General features: G+C 71.1%; 11 protein-coding genes. 7 read left to right on the top strand and 4 right to left on the bottom strand.

Annotated features, from left to right (window positions below; translation table 11 throughout):
* The first annotated feature begins 143 nt into the window (after nt 1-143).
* Nucleotides 144-656, top strand: coding sequence for a transcriptional regulator LdtR (gene ldtR / locus MFF13_RS16120; protein WP_147751701.1), 513 nt, complete (start codon nt 144-146; stop codon nt 654-656).
* A 142-nt stretch (nt 657-798) separates the two neighbouring features.
* Here the strand turns inward: ldtR and pqqA (MFF13_RS16115) are convergent, their stop codons facing one another.
* Together pqqA (MFF13_RS16115) and pqqA (MFF13_RS16110) are read right to left on the bottom strand one after the other, a co-directional pair.
* Nucleotides 799-888, bottom strand: coding sequence for a pyrroloquinoline quinone precursor peptide PqqA (gene pqqA / locus MFF13_RS16115; protein ID WP_007559225.1), 90 nt, complete (start codon nt 886-888; stop codon nt 799-801).
* A 70-nt stretch (nt 889-958) separates the two neighbouring features.
* Nucleotides 959-1048, bottom strand: a complete 90-nt coding sequence (gene pqqA / locus MFF13_RS16110; protein WP_147727216.1) for a pyrroloquinoline quinone precursor peptide PqqA — start codon at nt 1046-1048, stop codon at nt 959-961.
* Nucleotides 1049-1531: 483 nt separating this feature from the next.
* On the opposite strand from pqqA (MFF13_RS16110), the gene mgtE reads away from it, so the two are divergent.
* From mgtE to ada, 4 genes are all read left to right on the top strand, one after another.
* On the top strand, nt 1532-2932 hold the full coding sequence (gene mgtE / locus MFF13_RS16105; RefSeq protein WP_147751684.1) for a magnesium transporter: 1401 nt from the start codon (nt 1532-1534) through the stop codon (nt 2930-2932).
* 121 nt (nt 2933-3053) lie between these two features.
* Entirely contained in the window at nt 3054-3383 is a 330-nt protein-coding gene (locus MFF13_RS16100; protein ID WP_147764047.1) for an Hpt domain-containing protein, read from the top strand.
* A 97-nt stretch (nt 3384-3480) separates the two neighbouring features.
* Nucleotides 3481-7233 carry a PAS domain S-box protein gene (locus MFF13_RS16095; protein ID WP_238272525.1) on the top strand — a complete coding sequence of 1251 codons (3753 nt, stop codon included), beginning with the start codon at nt 3481-3483 and terminating at the stop codon, nt 7231-7233.
* A gap of 583 nt (nt 7234-7816) precedes the next feature.
* Nucleotides 7817-8896 carry a bifunctional DNA-binding transcriptional regulator/O6-methylguanine-DNA methyltransferase Ada gene (gene ada / locus MFF13_RS16085; protein WP_238272524.1) on the top strand — a complete coding sequence of 360 codons (1080 nt, stop codon included), beginning with the start codon at nt 7817-7819 and terminating at the stop codon, nt 8894-8896.
* 258 nt (nt 8897-9154) lie between these two features.
* On the opposite strand, the gene parC is transcribed toward ada, so the two are convergent.
* Both parC and recO read right to left on the bottom strand, forming a co-directional pair.
* Complete coding sequence (gene parC, locus MFF13_RS16080) at nt 9155-11401, bottom strand: DNA topoisomerase IV subunit A (RefSeq protein ID WP_147764044.1); 2247 nt, start codon at nt 11399-11401, stop codon at nt 9155-9157.
* 45 nt (nt 11402-11446) lie between these two features.
* A complete protein-coding gene (gene recO, locus MFF13_RS16075; protein WP_147764043.1) occupies nt 11447-12172 on the bottom strand; it encodes a DNA repair protein RecO in 726 nt (241 codons plus the stop codon).
* A gap of 399 nt (nt 12173-12571) precedes the next feature.
* Here recO and MFF13_RS16070 point away from each other — a divergent pair, with 399 nt between their 5' ends.
* Together MFF13_RS16070 and MFF13_RS16065 are read left to right on the top strand one after the other, a co-directional pair.
* Complete coding sequence (locus MFF13_RS16070) at nt 12572-12928, top strand: hypothetical protein (RefSeq protein ID WP_147764062.1); 357 nt, start codon at nt 12572-12574, stop codon at nt 12926-12928.
* Between the two features lie 60 nt (nt 12929-12988).
* On the top strand, nt 12989-13687 hold the full coding sequence (locus MFF13_RS16065) for a gamma-glutamylcyclotransferase (RefSeq protein WP_147764042.1): 699 nt from the start codon (nt 12989-12991) through the stop codon (nt 13685-13687).
* The last annotated feature ends 391 nt before the right edge of the window (nt 13688-14078 follow it).

Raw genomic sequence — 14078 nt, 5'->3', positions numbered from 1 at the left:
GCTTCACTTTGCATTTACCGACAGAAGTAAATCGCGAATTCATCGTGTCTCTTAGAGCGCCTTTCATCTCCGCCGCCTAGGTTCACCCCATGAGCGGCGCCGGACAGCAGATGTTCCGGCAGAACCACCGGATGAGGCACACGATGAAGTCCCAGGCCGTCAAGATCTCGGAGACCACCGCCGCCCCCGAGACCGGGGTCGTGACCGGCTCGTATCTCGAGGCGCTCCACCTCGTCGAGCGCCTGCATCGCCGCCTGCTCGACGTGATCAAGGACGAGTTCGAGCGTCGCGGCCGCGAGGACGTCAACAGCGTCCAGGCGCTGCTGCTCTACAACATCGGCGACAAGGAGCTCACCGCGAGCGAGCTGCGCACCAAGGGCTACTATCTCGGCTCGAACGTCTCCTACAACGTCAAGAAGCTCGTCGAGGCCGGCTACCTCCACCACGCCCGGTCGAAGACCGACCGCCGCTCGGTGCGCATCAGCCTCACCGACAAGGGCCGCATGGTCCACGACATCATCCAGGGCCTCTACGACAAGCACGCCCGCACCATCCAGCCGATCGGCGGCATCTCGGACGACGACTTCGGCCGGCTCAACGTCGCGCTCGGTCGCCTGGAGCGGTTCTGGACCGACCAGATCCGCTACCGCCTCTAAAACTTGCCGACACCGAGGACGACGAAGCCGGCCGCCCGCGAGGGACGGCCGGCTTTTTCGTTTTTGCGCGACGCAAACGAAAAACGCCGCCCCCGAGGGAGCGGCGTTCCGTCGACCGGCCGCGTTCGCAGCCGACCGGTGCTCAGTTGAAGGTGTCGATCTCGGCCGACTCGTAGCTGGTGACTTCCATGCCGACGCAGATCTCGGAAACGACGGGGGCGGACCAAGCCATGTGAATTCTCCTGAACGGAAAGAGGTGGGAAACGGCGTCGTGCCGGCTCGCGAGCGAGCCGGTCATCGGCTCAGTTGAAGGTGTCGATCTCGGCGGACTCGTAGCTCGTCACTTCCATGCCGACGCAGACTTCCTGAACGATGGGGGCGGACCAGGCCATGGCGTTTCTCCTCGTGAACTTCGATGACCGGAAGATAGGCGATACCTTGGGCGCAATACAAGCGGGCGCTACACTTATATTTCTCATAAGATCGAAGCCCGACCTGCCGATCCGGTGCGACTTCACCCTGTTCGAGCCAAAATTGCGTGCCTGATCAGACATATGGTGCCGATCGCCCACGATCGCCAGCCCGGGCGGCCGAACCCCGTCGCCCCCCGATCCGACGCCGCCATCCTTTCGCTTGACGGGTCGCGGCGCCGGGCGCACAGGCTGGCGCGCGGTGAGCCGGGCTTCGGTGACCGCATGCGCCCTTCCCACGAAGATCCCGATGCCCAGCGACACGCCAGACCGATCGTCCGAGCCGTGCCCGGCCGCACGTCGCGATCCCGCCTGAGGTCCTGAGGGGCCCGCGCCGGGCTCCGCCGCGCCGCCGGTCGCGGCCGGTGCCGTAGGGCGCGCCGCCGAGCCCGCGAGGCGAGGCCCATGGTTCAACAGGTTTCCCGTCCGCCGGTCCCGGACGCGGTCGCGCCGATCGATCCGCGCGTCGACCCCTCCGTCCTGGCCGCCCGCCTCTCGGACGAGCGCGCGCCCGACATCGTCGAGGCGCTGAACGCCGAGGCCCCCGAGGTCGCAGCCGCGATCCTGCTCGGCCTGCCGCACGACCGGGCGATCGAGGTGCTCGATCAGCCCGAGCTCGACGACGCCGCCGACATCATCGAGATGCTCCCGCGCGACCGGGTGGCGACCTTCCTGTCGGGCATGTCGGCAGACCGGGTCACCGACGTGTTCCGCGAGATCGAGGAGCCCGGGCGCTCGGACCTGCGGGCGCGCCTCGACGCCGAGACCCGCGGCGCCGTGGACCGGCTCAGCGCCTACGGCGAGGAGACGGTCGGATCGCTGATGACCACCGAGTTCGTCACCGTGCCCGGCACCTGGACGGTGGCGCAGACCCTCGACCACGTCCGCAGCGTCGAGAAGACTCGCGAGACCATCTACGCGATCTTCGTGCTCGACCCGCGCACCCGGGCGCTGACCAAGGCCGTGCCTCTGCGCCGGCTGATCTCGGGCAACCCCGACGACAACGTGCTCTCGGTCGCCGCCGGCCGGCGGCCGCTCGCGGTGTCGCCGACGGCGAGCCGCGAGGAGGCGGCCCGGCTGATCTCGAAATACGACCTCCTCGCCCTGCCGGTGGTCGACGCCGTCGGCCATCTGATCGGCATCGTCACCGTCGACGACATGATCGACGCCATGGTCGAGAAGCAGACCCAGGACGTGCAACGCTTCGGCGGCATGGAGGCTCTGCCCGAGCCCTACATGGACATCGGCTTCATGACGATGATCCGGAAGCGCGCCGGCTGGCTCTGCGCCCTGTTCCTGTCGGAGATGCTGACGGCCTCCGCCATGCAGGGCTTCGAGGGCGAGCTGGAGAAGGCGATCGTCCTGACGCTGTTCATCCCGCTCATCATGAGCTCGGGCGGCAATTCCGGCAGCCAGGCGACCTCGCTGCTGATCCGGGCGCTGGCCCTGCATCAGATCTCCTTGCGCGACTGGTGGCGGGTGGCCTTGCGGGAGTTGCCCACCGGCCTCGTGCTCGGCGCCATCCTCGGCGTGATCGCCGTCGTCCGCATCGCGATCTGGCAGAAGACCGGCCTGTACGATTACGGCGAGCACTGGCCGCTGGTGGCGGCCACCGTCGGCGGGGCGCTGGTCGGCATCGTCACCTTCGGCTCCCTCTCGGGTTCGATGCTGCCGTTCCTGCTGCAGCGGCTCGGGTTCGATCCGGCGACCGCCTCGGCGCCCTTCGTGGCCACGTTGGTCGATGTGACCGGCCTGGTGATCTATTTCTCGGTGGCGCTGCTGATCCTGCGCGGTACGTTGCTCTGACGGATTGCGCCCGCGACGCCTGCGATGGATCGGTGAGGGAAACTTCACCCTCTGCGCCGACGTAAAGCGCGCGTCGCCCGCGAAGACGACGCCTGAACGCCGAGACGCCCGGAGCGCGCCCGTGACACTGCCCCTGCTCAGCCGCCCGGTCCTCGACGACCTCGGCGGCGTGATCGGCGCCGAGAAGCTTCAGCGGCTGCTCGTCCGTTTCACCGACAGCTTGCGCACCGCCTTCCCGAAGGACAGCCGCGAGCCCGGTTCGGTCGCGCGCGAAGCGCACACCCTGATCTCGATGTCCGGCATGCTCGGGTGCGAGCGGCTCTCCGACGCCTGCCGCACCCTCGAGGCGCAGGCCAAGGGCGGCGGCGACCTCGCGCCGGCGCTCGCCGAGATCCGCGCGCTCCGCGACGAGACCGTGCGCGCGCTGGAAGACGCCGCGCAGACGCACTGAGACCGCGCGCCGCGTATTCAGTTTCGTCACGATCGGTATGCCACGGTTCCGCGGACCAGGCCTCGGAACGGGCGAAATGATGTTGGGAACGTCTGAGATGACGGGACGCCGGGCGGCCGATCCGTCGCCGAGCCGCCTCGCCGGGCGCCTGCCGCAGGCGCTGGTGGCCGCCGGCGGCCTCGTGTTCCTCGCCCTCGTCTGGCTCGGCCTGCTGTTCCACCTCGACCAGCGCCGCGCGGGCGAGGTGGTCCAGGCGCGGCGCGATGTGCTGAACCTGTCGATCGCGCTCGCCGAGCAGGTGTCGCGCCTGATCGAGGGCGTCGACCAGGTGATGCGCCTGATCGAGGCCGACTACGCCGACGACCCCAAGGCCTTCGACTTCGCCACCTGGTCGAAGCGCGCGACGATGCTCGCCGAGAGCGCGCGCCAGATCGCGATCTTCGACGAGAACGGCGACCTCGTGGCCACCCGCGACGCGGTGCCCTCCGCCCTCAGCAAGACCAACGTGGCGGACCGGCCCTACTTCCGGGCGCTGGCGGACAACCCCGATGCCGGCCTCTATGTCGGGCGCACGATCCGCGGCCGGCTGATGGACACGTTCACGTTCAACCTCGCCCGCCGCCTGACCCGCCCCGACGGCAGCTTCGGCGGCGTCCTGATGGTGGCCGTCGACCCGGACTACCTCGCCCGCCGCTTCAAGGCGCTCGATGTCGGCGCGGATTCCGTCGTCGGGTTGTTCGGGCGCGACGGCTACGTCCGCATCCGCGAGCCGGCGATGGCCGGCATGTACGAGCGCGACCTGACGCTGCGCCCGGACGGCAGGGGCCTGTTCGCGAGGCTCGCGGACGCACCCGCGGGAGTCTACGAGATCGCGAGCGGCCTCGACGGGCGCCCGCGGATCTTCGGCTATCGCACCACAGAGAACCTGCCGCTCGTCGTCACGGTCGGCAAGTCGGTGGACGTGGTGCTCGCGCCGCTCGTCACCGAGCGGCGCAACGCGCTGGCGGTCGGCGTGGCCGCGAGCGCGGTCATCCTGCTCGGATGCCTCTTTCTGCTCAGCGAACTCGAACGCCGGCGCCGGCGCGAAAGGCTGCTGGTCGAGACCCACCGTGCGCTCGGCCAAGCCGAGACCCTGTTCCGCGGCGTGTTCGAGAACGCCACCGACCACCTGTTCGTCCACGCCGTCGCGGCCGACGGCAGCTTCGCCCTCGAAACCCTGAACCCGAGCGCCGCGGCGTTGATCGGGCGCTTGCCCGAGGAGGTCCGCGGCAAGGTCCCCGAGGACGTGATGCCGCCCGGGACCGCGGCGATCGTGCGGGCCGACATCGAGGGCGTCATCCGCTCCGGCGAACCGTTGCGGCGCGCGGAGGAACGGGTCCACGGCGACGGAACCCATCGCTTCGAGGTGATCCTCGTGCCCCTGCGCGAGGCCGGCGGCACCAGCGTCGCCCGCGTCTTCGTCAGCGTGCGCGACATCACCCACCTGCGCCGCGCCGAGGAGGCGATCGCCCGCAGCGAGGCGCGCTACCGGCTGCTCGCCGACAACGCCAGCGACATGATCGTCCAGGTCGATCGCGACGGCCGGCGGATCTACGCGTCGCCGGCCTCGCACGCCCTGCTCGGCCGGTCGCCGCAGGACATGGTCGGCACCCGTCCCGAGGACGACGCCCACCCGGACGACGTGGCGACCCTCACCGCCATGGTCGGCCGCCTCTCGCGGGGCGAGGCCGAGACCGCGGTCGCGAGCTATCGCCTGCGCCGGAGCGACGGCGCCTACCTCTGGGTCGAGGACTCGTGGCGCCTCGTGCGCGACGCCGCCGGGCAGCCGGCCGGCTTCGTCGCCTCGGTGCGCGACATCGATGCGCGCCACCAGGCCGAGGACGCCCTGCGAGCGAGCGAGGCGCGCTACCGGGCGCTCGCCGACACGCTGCCGCAGCTCGTCTGGATCATGCGGGCCGAGGACGGCCGGGCGGCCTACGTCAACCAGCGCTTCGAGGCGTATTACGGTTCGATCGGCACCGGCTTGGCGGAGAGGCGCGCCGCCAACCACCCGGACGACGCCGCGCGCATGGACGCGGCCTGCGCCGCCGCCATTCGAGAGGAGCGCGGCCACGAGGTCGAGGGCCGTCTGCGCCGGCACGACGGCGCCTACCGCTGGCACAAGATCGTGATGATGCCGATCCGCGAGGCGGGTGCGGTCGTCGGCTGGCTCGGCACGGCATTGGACATCGACGAGATCATCGCGGCGCGGCGTTCCCTGGAGGAGACCAGCGACCTGCTGCGGCTGGCCCAGGACGCGGCCGAGGCCGGCTCGTGGGATCTCGACCTCGTGGCCGGCACCGTCATGCTCTCGCCCGAGAGCGCGCGGCTGCACGGTGTGTCGACGACGCAACCCCTGCACCTGTCGATCGAGGCATGGAAGGCCCTGGTGGTGGAGGAGGACCGGGAGAACGCCTTCTCGGTCGCCTCGCAGGCGATCACGTCGCGCCGCACCTTCGTCACCGAGGTCCGGGTCGCGGGCGAGGACGGCGTCGTGCGCTGGCTGCAATGCTTCGGTCGCGCCTACTACGATCCATCGGGCCGCGCCGTGCGGGTGATCGGCCTCAACCTCGACGCCACCGAGCGGAAGAACGCCGAGCTGGCGTTGCAGGCGGCCAAGACCGCAGCCGAGGCGGCGCGCCTGGAGGCCGAGCGCGCGAGCCTGGCCAAGACCGACTTCCTCGCCGCGATGTCCCACGAGATCCGCACGCCGCTGAACGCGGTGATCGGCTTCACCGACCTGCTGGCCCGCGCCGAGCGGCTGGCGCCGGACCTGCGGCGCCACGCCGAGCTGGCGCGCTCCTCGGGTTCGGCCCTGCTGACCGTCGTCAACGACATCCTCGACTTCTCGAAGGTCGAGGCGGGGGCGATCGACCTGGAACACCGCGCCTTCGCTCCGGCGGCGCTCGCCGACAACGGGCTCTCGATCGTGCGGGGGCTGGCCGCCGCCAAGGGCCTGTCCGTGATCGCCCGGATCGATCCCGACCTGCCGCGGAGCCTTTTGGGCGACGAGGCGCGCCTGCGCCAGATCCTGCTCAACCTCCTCAACAACGCGGTGAAGTTCACGCGGCGCGGCAGCGTCACCCTGGCGGTGCGCCATGCCGGCACCACGGATGCAGGCGAGACCGTCCGCTTCAGCGTGACCGACACCGGCATCGGCATCCCGCTGGCCAAGCAGCACCGGCTGTTCGAACGCTTCTCGCAGGTGGACAACTCGGTCGGCCGCGACTTCGGCGGGACCGGGCTCGGCCTCGCGATCAGCCGCCGCCTCGTCGAGCTGATGGGCGGCACGATCGGCGTGGCCTCCGACGACGGCGAGGGCTCGACCTTCTGGTTCACGGTGACGCTTCCCCGCGCCGCCGACGTCGCCGCCGCCATCGCCGCGCAGCCCGTCGCCGCGCCCCAGGCGACCGGGCGCATCCTCCTCGTCGAGGACGTCGAGATCAACCAGGAGCTTGCGCGCCTTGTGCTCGAGGCCGCCGGCCACACCGTCGAGGTGGTCGCCGACGGCGCCACCGCCGTGATGGCGGTGGAGGACGGCGCCTTCGACCTCGTAATGATGGACGTCCAGATGCCGGGCATGGACGGCATCACCGCGACGCGGATGATCCGCCGCCTGAAGGGCGCTTGCGCGAACGTGCCGGTGATCGCGATGACCGCCAACGTCCTGCCCGCCGAGGTGCGCCAGTTCCGCGAGGCCGGCATGGACGACCACGTCGGCAAGCCGTTCGACCGCGCGGTCCTCTACGACACCATCGCGCGCTGGCTGCCCGGTCGCGACGCCGAGCCGCTGCGGCGGGCGGCCGGCTGATCCGCGTCGCGGATGACGCCGACGCGCCACGACTTCGCCGGCCGGAACGCCGACGAAGGCGGGATGCCGTTCGGGTCGGCCGCCGGCCTGGGGCTGAGCCATCTGTTCCCCACCCCGGAGGCCGTCGCCGCGGCGGATGTCGCGAAGATGCTCGACATGCCACGCGCGCGGCGCGCCGCGATCCGGGCGCTCGCCGAATCCAGCCTCGCCGAGCCGGACCTGTTCGCGCCGGGACAGGACCTCGCCATAGCGGTCCGCCGCCTCACCGCGATCCACGGCATCGGGCCGTGGGCGGCGCGGTTCATCGCCATGCGCGTCCTACGCGCGGCGGACGCCCTACCCGGCGGCGACGTCGGCCTGATGCGGGCGCTCGATGTCGGCGCCGGGCGCCCGGATCCTGCCGAGCTTCTTCGGCGGGCGGAGGCGTGGCGACCCTATCGCGCCTACGCGGCGATGCATCTCTGGGTGGCGGATGCCGCCGCGGGATTCGAGAGCAAGGGACGGGATGCCGGGAACACCGAGACGCGCCATTCCGAGGGACGCACAGGGGGCCGATCCGGCACCCACCACCCGAGAGGTCGCGATGCCGACGTTGGGAACCGTGTCCCCCGCAGACCTGTCGGATGCCGCTCGCCATGCCGCGGTGGCCGCCCGCGACGGCGCGTTCGACGGCCGCTTCGTCTACTCCGTGCGCAGCACTGGCGTGTATTGCCGCCCGAGCTGCCCGTCGCGCGCGGCGCTTCCCCGAAACGTCGCCTTCCACGCCACCTGCGAGGCAGCCGAGGCGGCGGGTTTCCGCCCGTGCCGGCGCTGCCGGCCTGACGAGGCGTCGCGCGAGACCCGCCGCGCGGAGGCCGTCGCCCGCGCCTGCCGTCTGATCGACGAGTCCGAGACCGCGCCCACCCTCGACGACCTCGCCCACGCCGCCGGGATGAGTCCGTTCCACTTCCACCGCTTGTTCAAGGCGGCCATCGGCGTCACGCCGCGGGCCTACGGTTCGGCCCGTCGCGCCGAGCGTGTCGCCAAAGCCTTGCCAGGCGCGGCCAGCGTCACGGAAGCCCTGTACGAGGCGGGCTACGGCGCCGCGAGCCGGTTCTACGCCGGGGCACGCCTCGGCATGACGCCGGCCGCCTACCGCAAGGGTGGAGCCGGCGAGACGATCCGCTTCGCGGTCGCGGCGTGCAGCCTCGGCGCGGTCCTCGTCGCGGCGACGACCCGCGGCGTCTGCGCGATCCTGCTCGGCGACGAACCGGACGCGTTGCTGCGCGACCTGGAAGACCGCTTCCCGAACGCGGCGCTCGCGGGCGGCGATGAGGGCTTCGCGGCGCTGGTCGCGCAGGTGGTCGGCCTGGTCGAAACACCGTCCCGCCCGGTCTCCCTGCCCCTGGACATCGGCGGCACCGCCTTCCAGCAGCGGGTCTGGGAGGCGTTGCGAACCATCCCGGCGGGGACCACCGCGAGCTATGCCGAGATCGCGGCGCGCATCGGCACGCCGGCGGCGGTGCGGGCGGTCGCCCGCGCCTGCGGCGCCAACGCGCTCGCGGTCGCGATCCCCTGCCACCGGGTGGTCCGCGCCGACGGCGCCCTTTCCGGCTACCGCTGGGGCATCGACCGCAAGCGCGCATTGCTCGCTCGAGAAGGGGTCGAACCGGTGAAGGCTTGAGCCGCGGGTTCCCCTCTCCCCGCGCGCGGGGAGAGGCCCGGCTGCACCCCGTCGTGCAGCCGGGAGGCGAGAGGCGTAGCCGGAGCGACGGTGAGGGGGCGGCTCAGGACGAGGCTGCTTCGGCCCCCCCTCACCTTCGGCTGCCGCCTCGCTTCGGCGACGACGAGGTCGCCGAAGCCCTCTCCCCGCCAGCGGGGCGAGGGGATGGACGTGGCCGGTCAGGGAAAGCCGCCGCCGAGCGGCATCCGATGTTTCGCCCTACTTCCCGAACCGCTCGAACTTCGGGAAACTCCGCGTCATCAGCGTCCCGGCATCCGTGCGGTGGCCCGTCCACTTCTCCAGCACGCTGTGCTGGGCGAGGCGGCCCTCGGGTGAACCGTCGCGCCAGGGCAGGCCCTCGGCGAGGGGGAAGACGCAGGCGTCGACCAGGCTCGATTGGCGGCAGCGCTGCAGGCGCACGCCCTTGCCGCGGACGAGCTCGGTCAGCTCTGTGATCGGGAAGACCAGCAGCAGCTTGTCGGAGCTCGTCACCGCGACGTGGTCGCCCTCGGCCGGCACCAGCACCACTGCCTTGGCGTCGCCGTCGAGGCTCAGGATGCCCTTGCCCTTGCGGGTGTTGGCGACCAGCGCGTCCGCCGGCGCGAGGAAGCCGCGCCCGTCCGAGCCCGCGATCAGCAGGCGGGTCTCCGGGCGGTAGGGCAAGGCCGCGACGATCTCGGTGCCGTCGTCGAGGTCGACCATCAGGCGGATGGGGTCGCCGAAGCCGCGTCCGCCCGGCAGCTTCGAGGCGTCGAGGGTGAAGACCTTGCCGTTCGAGGCCAGCACCAGGATCTTGGCGGTGGTCTCGCTCGGGAAGGCGATCTTGATCCGGTCGTCGCCCTTGAACGCGACGCCGGACAGGTCGGCGACGTGGCCCTTCAGCGCCCGGATCCAGCCCTTGTCGGAGACGATGACGGTGATCGGCTCGCGCTCGACCATCGCCGCGGTGAAGTCGATGCCGGCGGTGTCGGGCGGGTTCTGCAGAGTCGTGCGGCGCGCGCCGAGCTTGGTGTCGGGCCCGAAGGTCTTCTTCACCTGGCGGACCTGCTGGGTGATCGACTTCCACTGCGCGGCGTCCGAGCCGAGCAGCGCCTCCAGCCCGTCCTTCTCCTTCGTCAGCGTGTCGAGCTCGCGCTTCAGCTCCATCTCCTCGAGCTTGCGCAAGCTCCGCAGCCGCGTGTCGAGGATCGCGTTGGCCTGCACTTCGGTGAGCCCGAAATGCGCCATCAGCGCCGCCTTCGGCTCGTCCTCCTCGCGGATGATGCGGATCACCGCGTCGAGGTCGAGGTAGACGATGAGCAGGCCGTTCAGGATCTCGAGCCGGCGCTCGATCTGCCCGAGGCGGTTGCGCGAGCGCCGCTGCAGCACGACGCGGCGGTGGTCGAGCCATTCGCGCAACGCCTCGGCGAGCCCGATCACCCGGGGCACGAGGCCGCCGACCAGCACGTTCATGTTGAGCGGGATGCGGGCTTCGAGTTCCGTCAGCCGGAACAGCGATTCCATCAGGATCACCGGGTCGACGCTGCGCGAGCGTGGTTCCAGCACCACGCGCACGTCCTCGGCCGACTCGTCGCGCACGTCGGCGAGCAGCGGCAGCTTCTTCTCCTGCAGCAGCTCGGCGAGCTTCTCGATCAGCCGCGCCTTCGGGATGCCGTAGGGGATCTCGGTGACGACGATGTTCCAGGTGCCGCGGCCCAGATCCTCCTTGGTCCAGCGGGCGCGCACGCGGAAGGCGCCCCGCCCGGTGCGGTAGGCCTCGGCGATCGATTCGGCCGAATCGATCAGGATGCCGCCGGTGGGGAAGTCCGGCCCCTGCACGAAGCTGACGAGCTGGGCCGAGGTCGCGGCCGGGTTGGCGATCAGGTAGAGCGCCGCGTCGCACAGCTCCGCCGCGTTGTGCGGCGGGATCGACGTCGCCATGCCGACCGCGATGCCCTGGCTGCCGTTGGCCAAGAGGTTCGGGAAGGCCGCCGGCAGGACCGACGGCTCGTCCTTCTCGCCGTTGTAGGACGGGCGGAAGTCGACCGTGTCCTCGTCGAACCCGTCGAGGATCAGCCGTGCGACTTCGGTCAGCCGCGCCTCGGTGTAGCGGTAGGCGGCGGGGCCGTCGCCGTCGATGTTGCCGAAGTTGCCCTGCCCGTCGACCAGCGGGTAGCGCTGCGCGAAGTCCTGGCTCAGCCGCACCAGCGCGTCGTAGATCGCCTGGTCGCCGTGCGGGTGGAAGTCGCCCATCACGTCGCCGACGATCTTGGCGCACTTCTTGTGCGCCGTGTTCGGGTCGAGCCGCAGCAGCCTCATGCCGTAGAGGATGCGGCGGTGCACCGGCTTCAGCCCGTCGCGGGCATCGGGCAGCGCCCGGTGCATGATCGTGGAGAGCGCGTAGGCGAGGTAGCGCTCCTCCAGCGCGGACTTCAGCTCCACGCTCTCGATGCCGTCCCCGGTCGGCGGCTCGAAGGGCTGGCCCATCACGGCTCCGTTCTCATACGTTTCACGTGGAACATAACACGAACATCAGCGCTCGGCATCCAGGCCGGCCGCGACGAATCGTGTGCGGTCCTCAGGGGTCGGCAGTGCCCGCGGACCCCAGATGTGCTGCGTGAGGAAGTAGCCGGTCAAGGTAAAGCCATTCCGCACGTCGTCCGGCCCCTCCAGGCGCCCGCCGTCGCGCAGGAAGGCCGGCAGCGCCAGCAGGCGGTCGCGATAGGGCTCGCCCGCCGAGGCGCTGACCGCGCGCCCGCTCTTCGGCGAGACGTAGATCAGGGCGTCGTTGCCGCCGGTGGCGGCGCAGGCGCCGAGATCGAGCCCGAAGCCGAGTTCGGTCAGGATCGCCAGCTCGAACCGGACCATCAGCACCGGCGCCACCGTGCGGTCGTGCAGGTGCGCGATCAGCACGCGGGCCGCCTCGAACAGATCGGGATGCGGATCGCGCTCGGGCAGCAGCCGCAGCAGCGCCGCGAGGTGGCCGACGCCGTAGAGCGCGAGGCCGGATCCGATCAGACGCGACAGCGCCGAATCCAGCGGCTCGACCGCGAACGCCCCGAGGCCCTCGTCGAGCCGCGAACGCCAGGTGGCGCGCACGAGGTTCCCGGGCTGCAGCACCGGCTGCATCCGGCGCGAGCGCCCGCCGTGGACCAGCCCGAGATGGCGCCCGTGCGCGCGGGTCATCGCCTCGAGCACCACGCCGGTCTCGCCCTGCCTGCGCACGCCGAGCACCAGCGCGTCATCGGTCCATTGCATGGCCCCACCTTAGGGGATTTCCGTGCGCGGCGTGAGAGTTCGCGTTTGCTAGGACTGAAAGCCGCGGTAGCATCGAATGAGGCTTGGCGTGGGGAGGTCGGGGTGCTTCTGCGGATATCGAATACCGAAACCGCCTTCCGGCGCTTGCGCCTATGCACGCTCCGTCAAGGCCGCCACGCCGCGCCCCCTCCCCCCTTTGCGGGGGAGGGTGGGCCGCGAGCTAAGTCGGGAGAGGGGAGCGACGTTTCCGGATACGGCGCTCCCCTCTCCCGACCCTCGCTGACGCGAGGCTCACCCTCCCCCGCAGAGGGGGGAGGGAAGCGACCGGCGGCGTTCGATGACCGACCGCTCCGGGCGGCCGCCGCCACGCTCGCCGTCGCCCTCGCGCTCTCCGGCTGCATGGCGCGCGGCGAGGCGCCCGCCCCCGCGACCGCGTCGGCGAAACCCGTCCGCGAGCGCATCGCCGCGCTCGCCCTTCGGCAGGTGGCGTTCGGATCGGTCTCGCTGCTGCCGGTGCGGTTCGAGTCGAGCCGCATCGCGGGGCCGTTCGAGGATGGGGGGCGCACGCTGTACTGCGTGTCGAGCCACATGAAGGGTCGCAGCTTCGGCAAGGGCGAGCGCCCGAAGGTCGTGGTCCGCCAGGACAAGGCGGCCGACACGCTGACGGCGATCGACGACGACGAGGTCTGCCAGGGCCACCGCACCGAGCCGTTCGCGGAGCTGGACACGCTGTCGAACACCAAGTCCGGGACCTAGTCCGGCACCATCGGGGGCCGAGCCGGGTTGTCCCGGCCCCGTCCTTGCTCCCCCGGACCGATGCGAAACGCGCCGCTCGCCCTCTCCCTCGACCTCATCGCCCGGGCCCACGCGGTGCCGGTGCCGGACGACGCCGCGGCCCTGCAGGTGATGACCGACGAGGAGCTGAAGCCCGCCCTCGACGCGATCATCGCGCAGCGCGCCGGCGGCGGCGACCTCTGGGTGTTCGCCTACGGCTCGCTGATGTGGCGCCCGGAATTCGATTTCGCCGAGAGCCGGATCGGCACGGTGCGCGGCTTCCACCGCCGGTTCTGCCTGCTGCAGCGTCGGTTCCGCGGCACCCCCGAGCGGCCCGGCTTCGTTCTGGCGCTCGACCGTGGCGGCGCCTGCCGCGGCGTTGCGTTCCGGCTGCCCGGCACCGACCTGCGCGAGACGCTGATGCCGGTGTGGCGCCGCGAGATGCGCGGGCGCGGCTACGTCGCGCGCTGGCTGCCGGTGGCGACGGAGGCCGGCACCGTCTCGGCGCTGACCTTCCTGGTGAACCGCGACAGCGACCGCTATTCCGGCCGCCTCACCGAGCCCGAGATCGCCGACCGGATCGCGACCGCCTGCGGGCACCTCGGGCCGAGCGCCGAATACCTGTTCCGCACGGTCGAGGCCTGCGAGGCGCTCGGCATCCGCGACCGGCACCTGTGGACCCTGCAGGCCCTGGTCGCCGATCGGCTGCGCGCCGGCGAGGCTGGCGCAGACGCACCGTAGAGATGGTCGGCATCGGGGGCGTCACGGCCGAAGACGGCGTCGTGGGTTGCGACGCGCGAGATCACGCACTGCAACAACCTGCACATCGCGCGACGGCCCCAGGTTAACGAACCATTAAGAACGGGTTCGCGTGTGCTGTGAATGCAACGGGTGCGATTAACCGTGCTCAACAGAGTTCATCGTGGCGTGCAAGACGATCATTCTCGGTTAGACAGAACGGGCAACCGCCGCCGCGATGATTCGCGCCGCCGCCCACGAGCTTCCAACCTTGAGATCCATCATGTCGTTACGCACCGCGATCGTCGCAGGCCTCGCCGCCGTCACGGGCCTCCTGGCCGTCTCGACCGCGCAGGCGCAGACGACGACCATTCCCGGCGAGCAGGTCGGCCTG

This window comes from Methylobacterium cerastii (assembly GCF_022179125.1).
Lineage (GTDB): Bacteria > Pseudomonadota > Alphaproteobacteria > Rhizobiales > Beijerinckiaceae > Methylobacterium > Methylobacterium cerastii.
Note: the sequence above shows the minus strand (reverse complement) of the source record. Positions and strands in the feature narration are given on the sequence as shown.

Bases quoted from the DNA above. Each gene is read 5' to 3' on its own strand.
- recO (WP_147764043.1), bottom strand. From the start codon at position 12,172: ATGCAATGGACCGATGACGCGCTGGTGCTCGGCGTGCGCAGGCAGGGC.
- MFF13_RS16070 (WP_147764062.1), top strand. From the start codon at position 12,572: ATGGCGCGCGGCGAGGCGCCCGCCCCCGCGACCGCGTCGGCGAAACCC.
- ldtR (WP_147751701.1), top strand. From the start codon at position 144: ATGAAGTCCCAGGCCGTCAAGATCTCGGAGACCACCGCCGCCCCCGAG.
- ada (WP_238272524.1), top strand. From the start codon at position 7,817: ATGCCGACGTTGGGAACCGTGTCCCCCGCAGACCTGTCGGATGCCGCT.
- mgtE (WP_147751684.1), top strand. From the start codon at position 1,532: ATGGTTCAACAGGTTTCCCGTCCGCCGGTCCCGGACGCGGTCGCGCCG.
- pqqA (WP_007559225.1), bottom strand. From the start codon at position 888: ATGGCTTGGTCCGCCCCCGTCGTTTCCGAGATCTGCGTCGGCATGGAA.
- pqqA (WP_147727216.1), bottom strand. From the start codon at position 1,048: ATGGCCTGGTCCGCCCCCATCGTTCAGGAAGTCTGCGTCGGCATGGAA.
- parC (WP_147764044.1), bottom strand. From the start codon at position 11,401: ATGGGCCAGCCCTTCGAGCCGCCGACCGGGGACGGCATCGAGAGCGTG.
- MFF13_RS16095 (WP_238272525.1), top strand. From the start codon at position 3,481: ATGACGGGACGCCGGGCGGCCGATCCGTCGCCGAGCCGCCTCGCCGGG.
- MFF13_RS16065 (WP_147764042.1), top strand. From the start codon at position 12,989: ATGCGAAACGCGCCGCTCGCCCTCTCCCTCGACCTCATCGCCCGGGCC.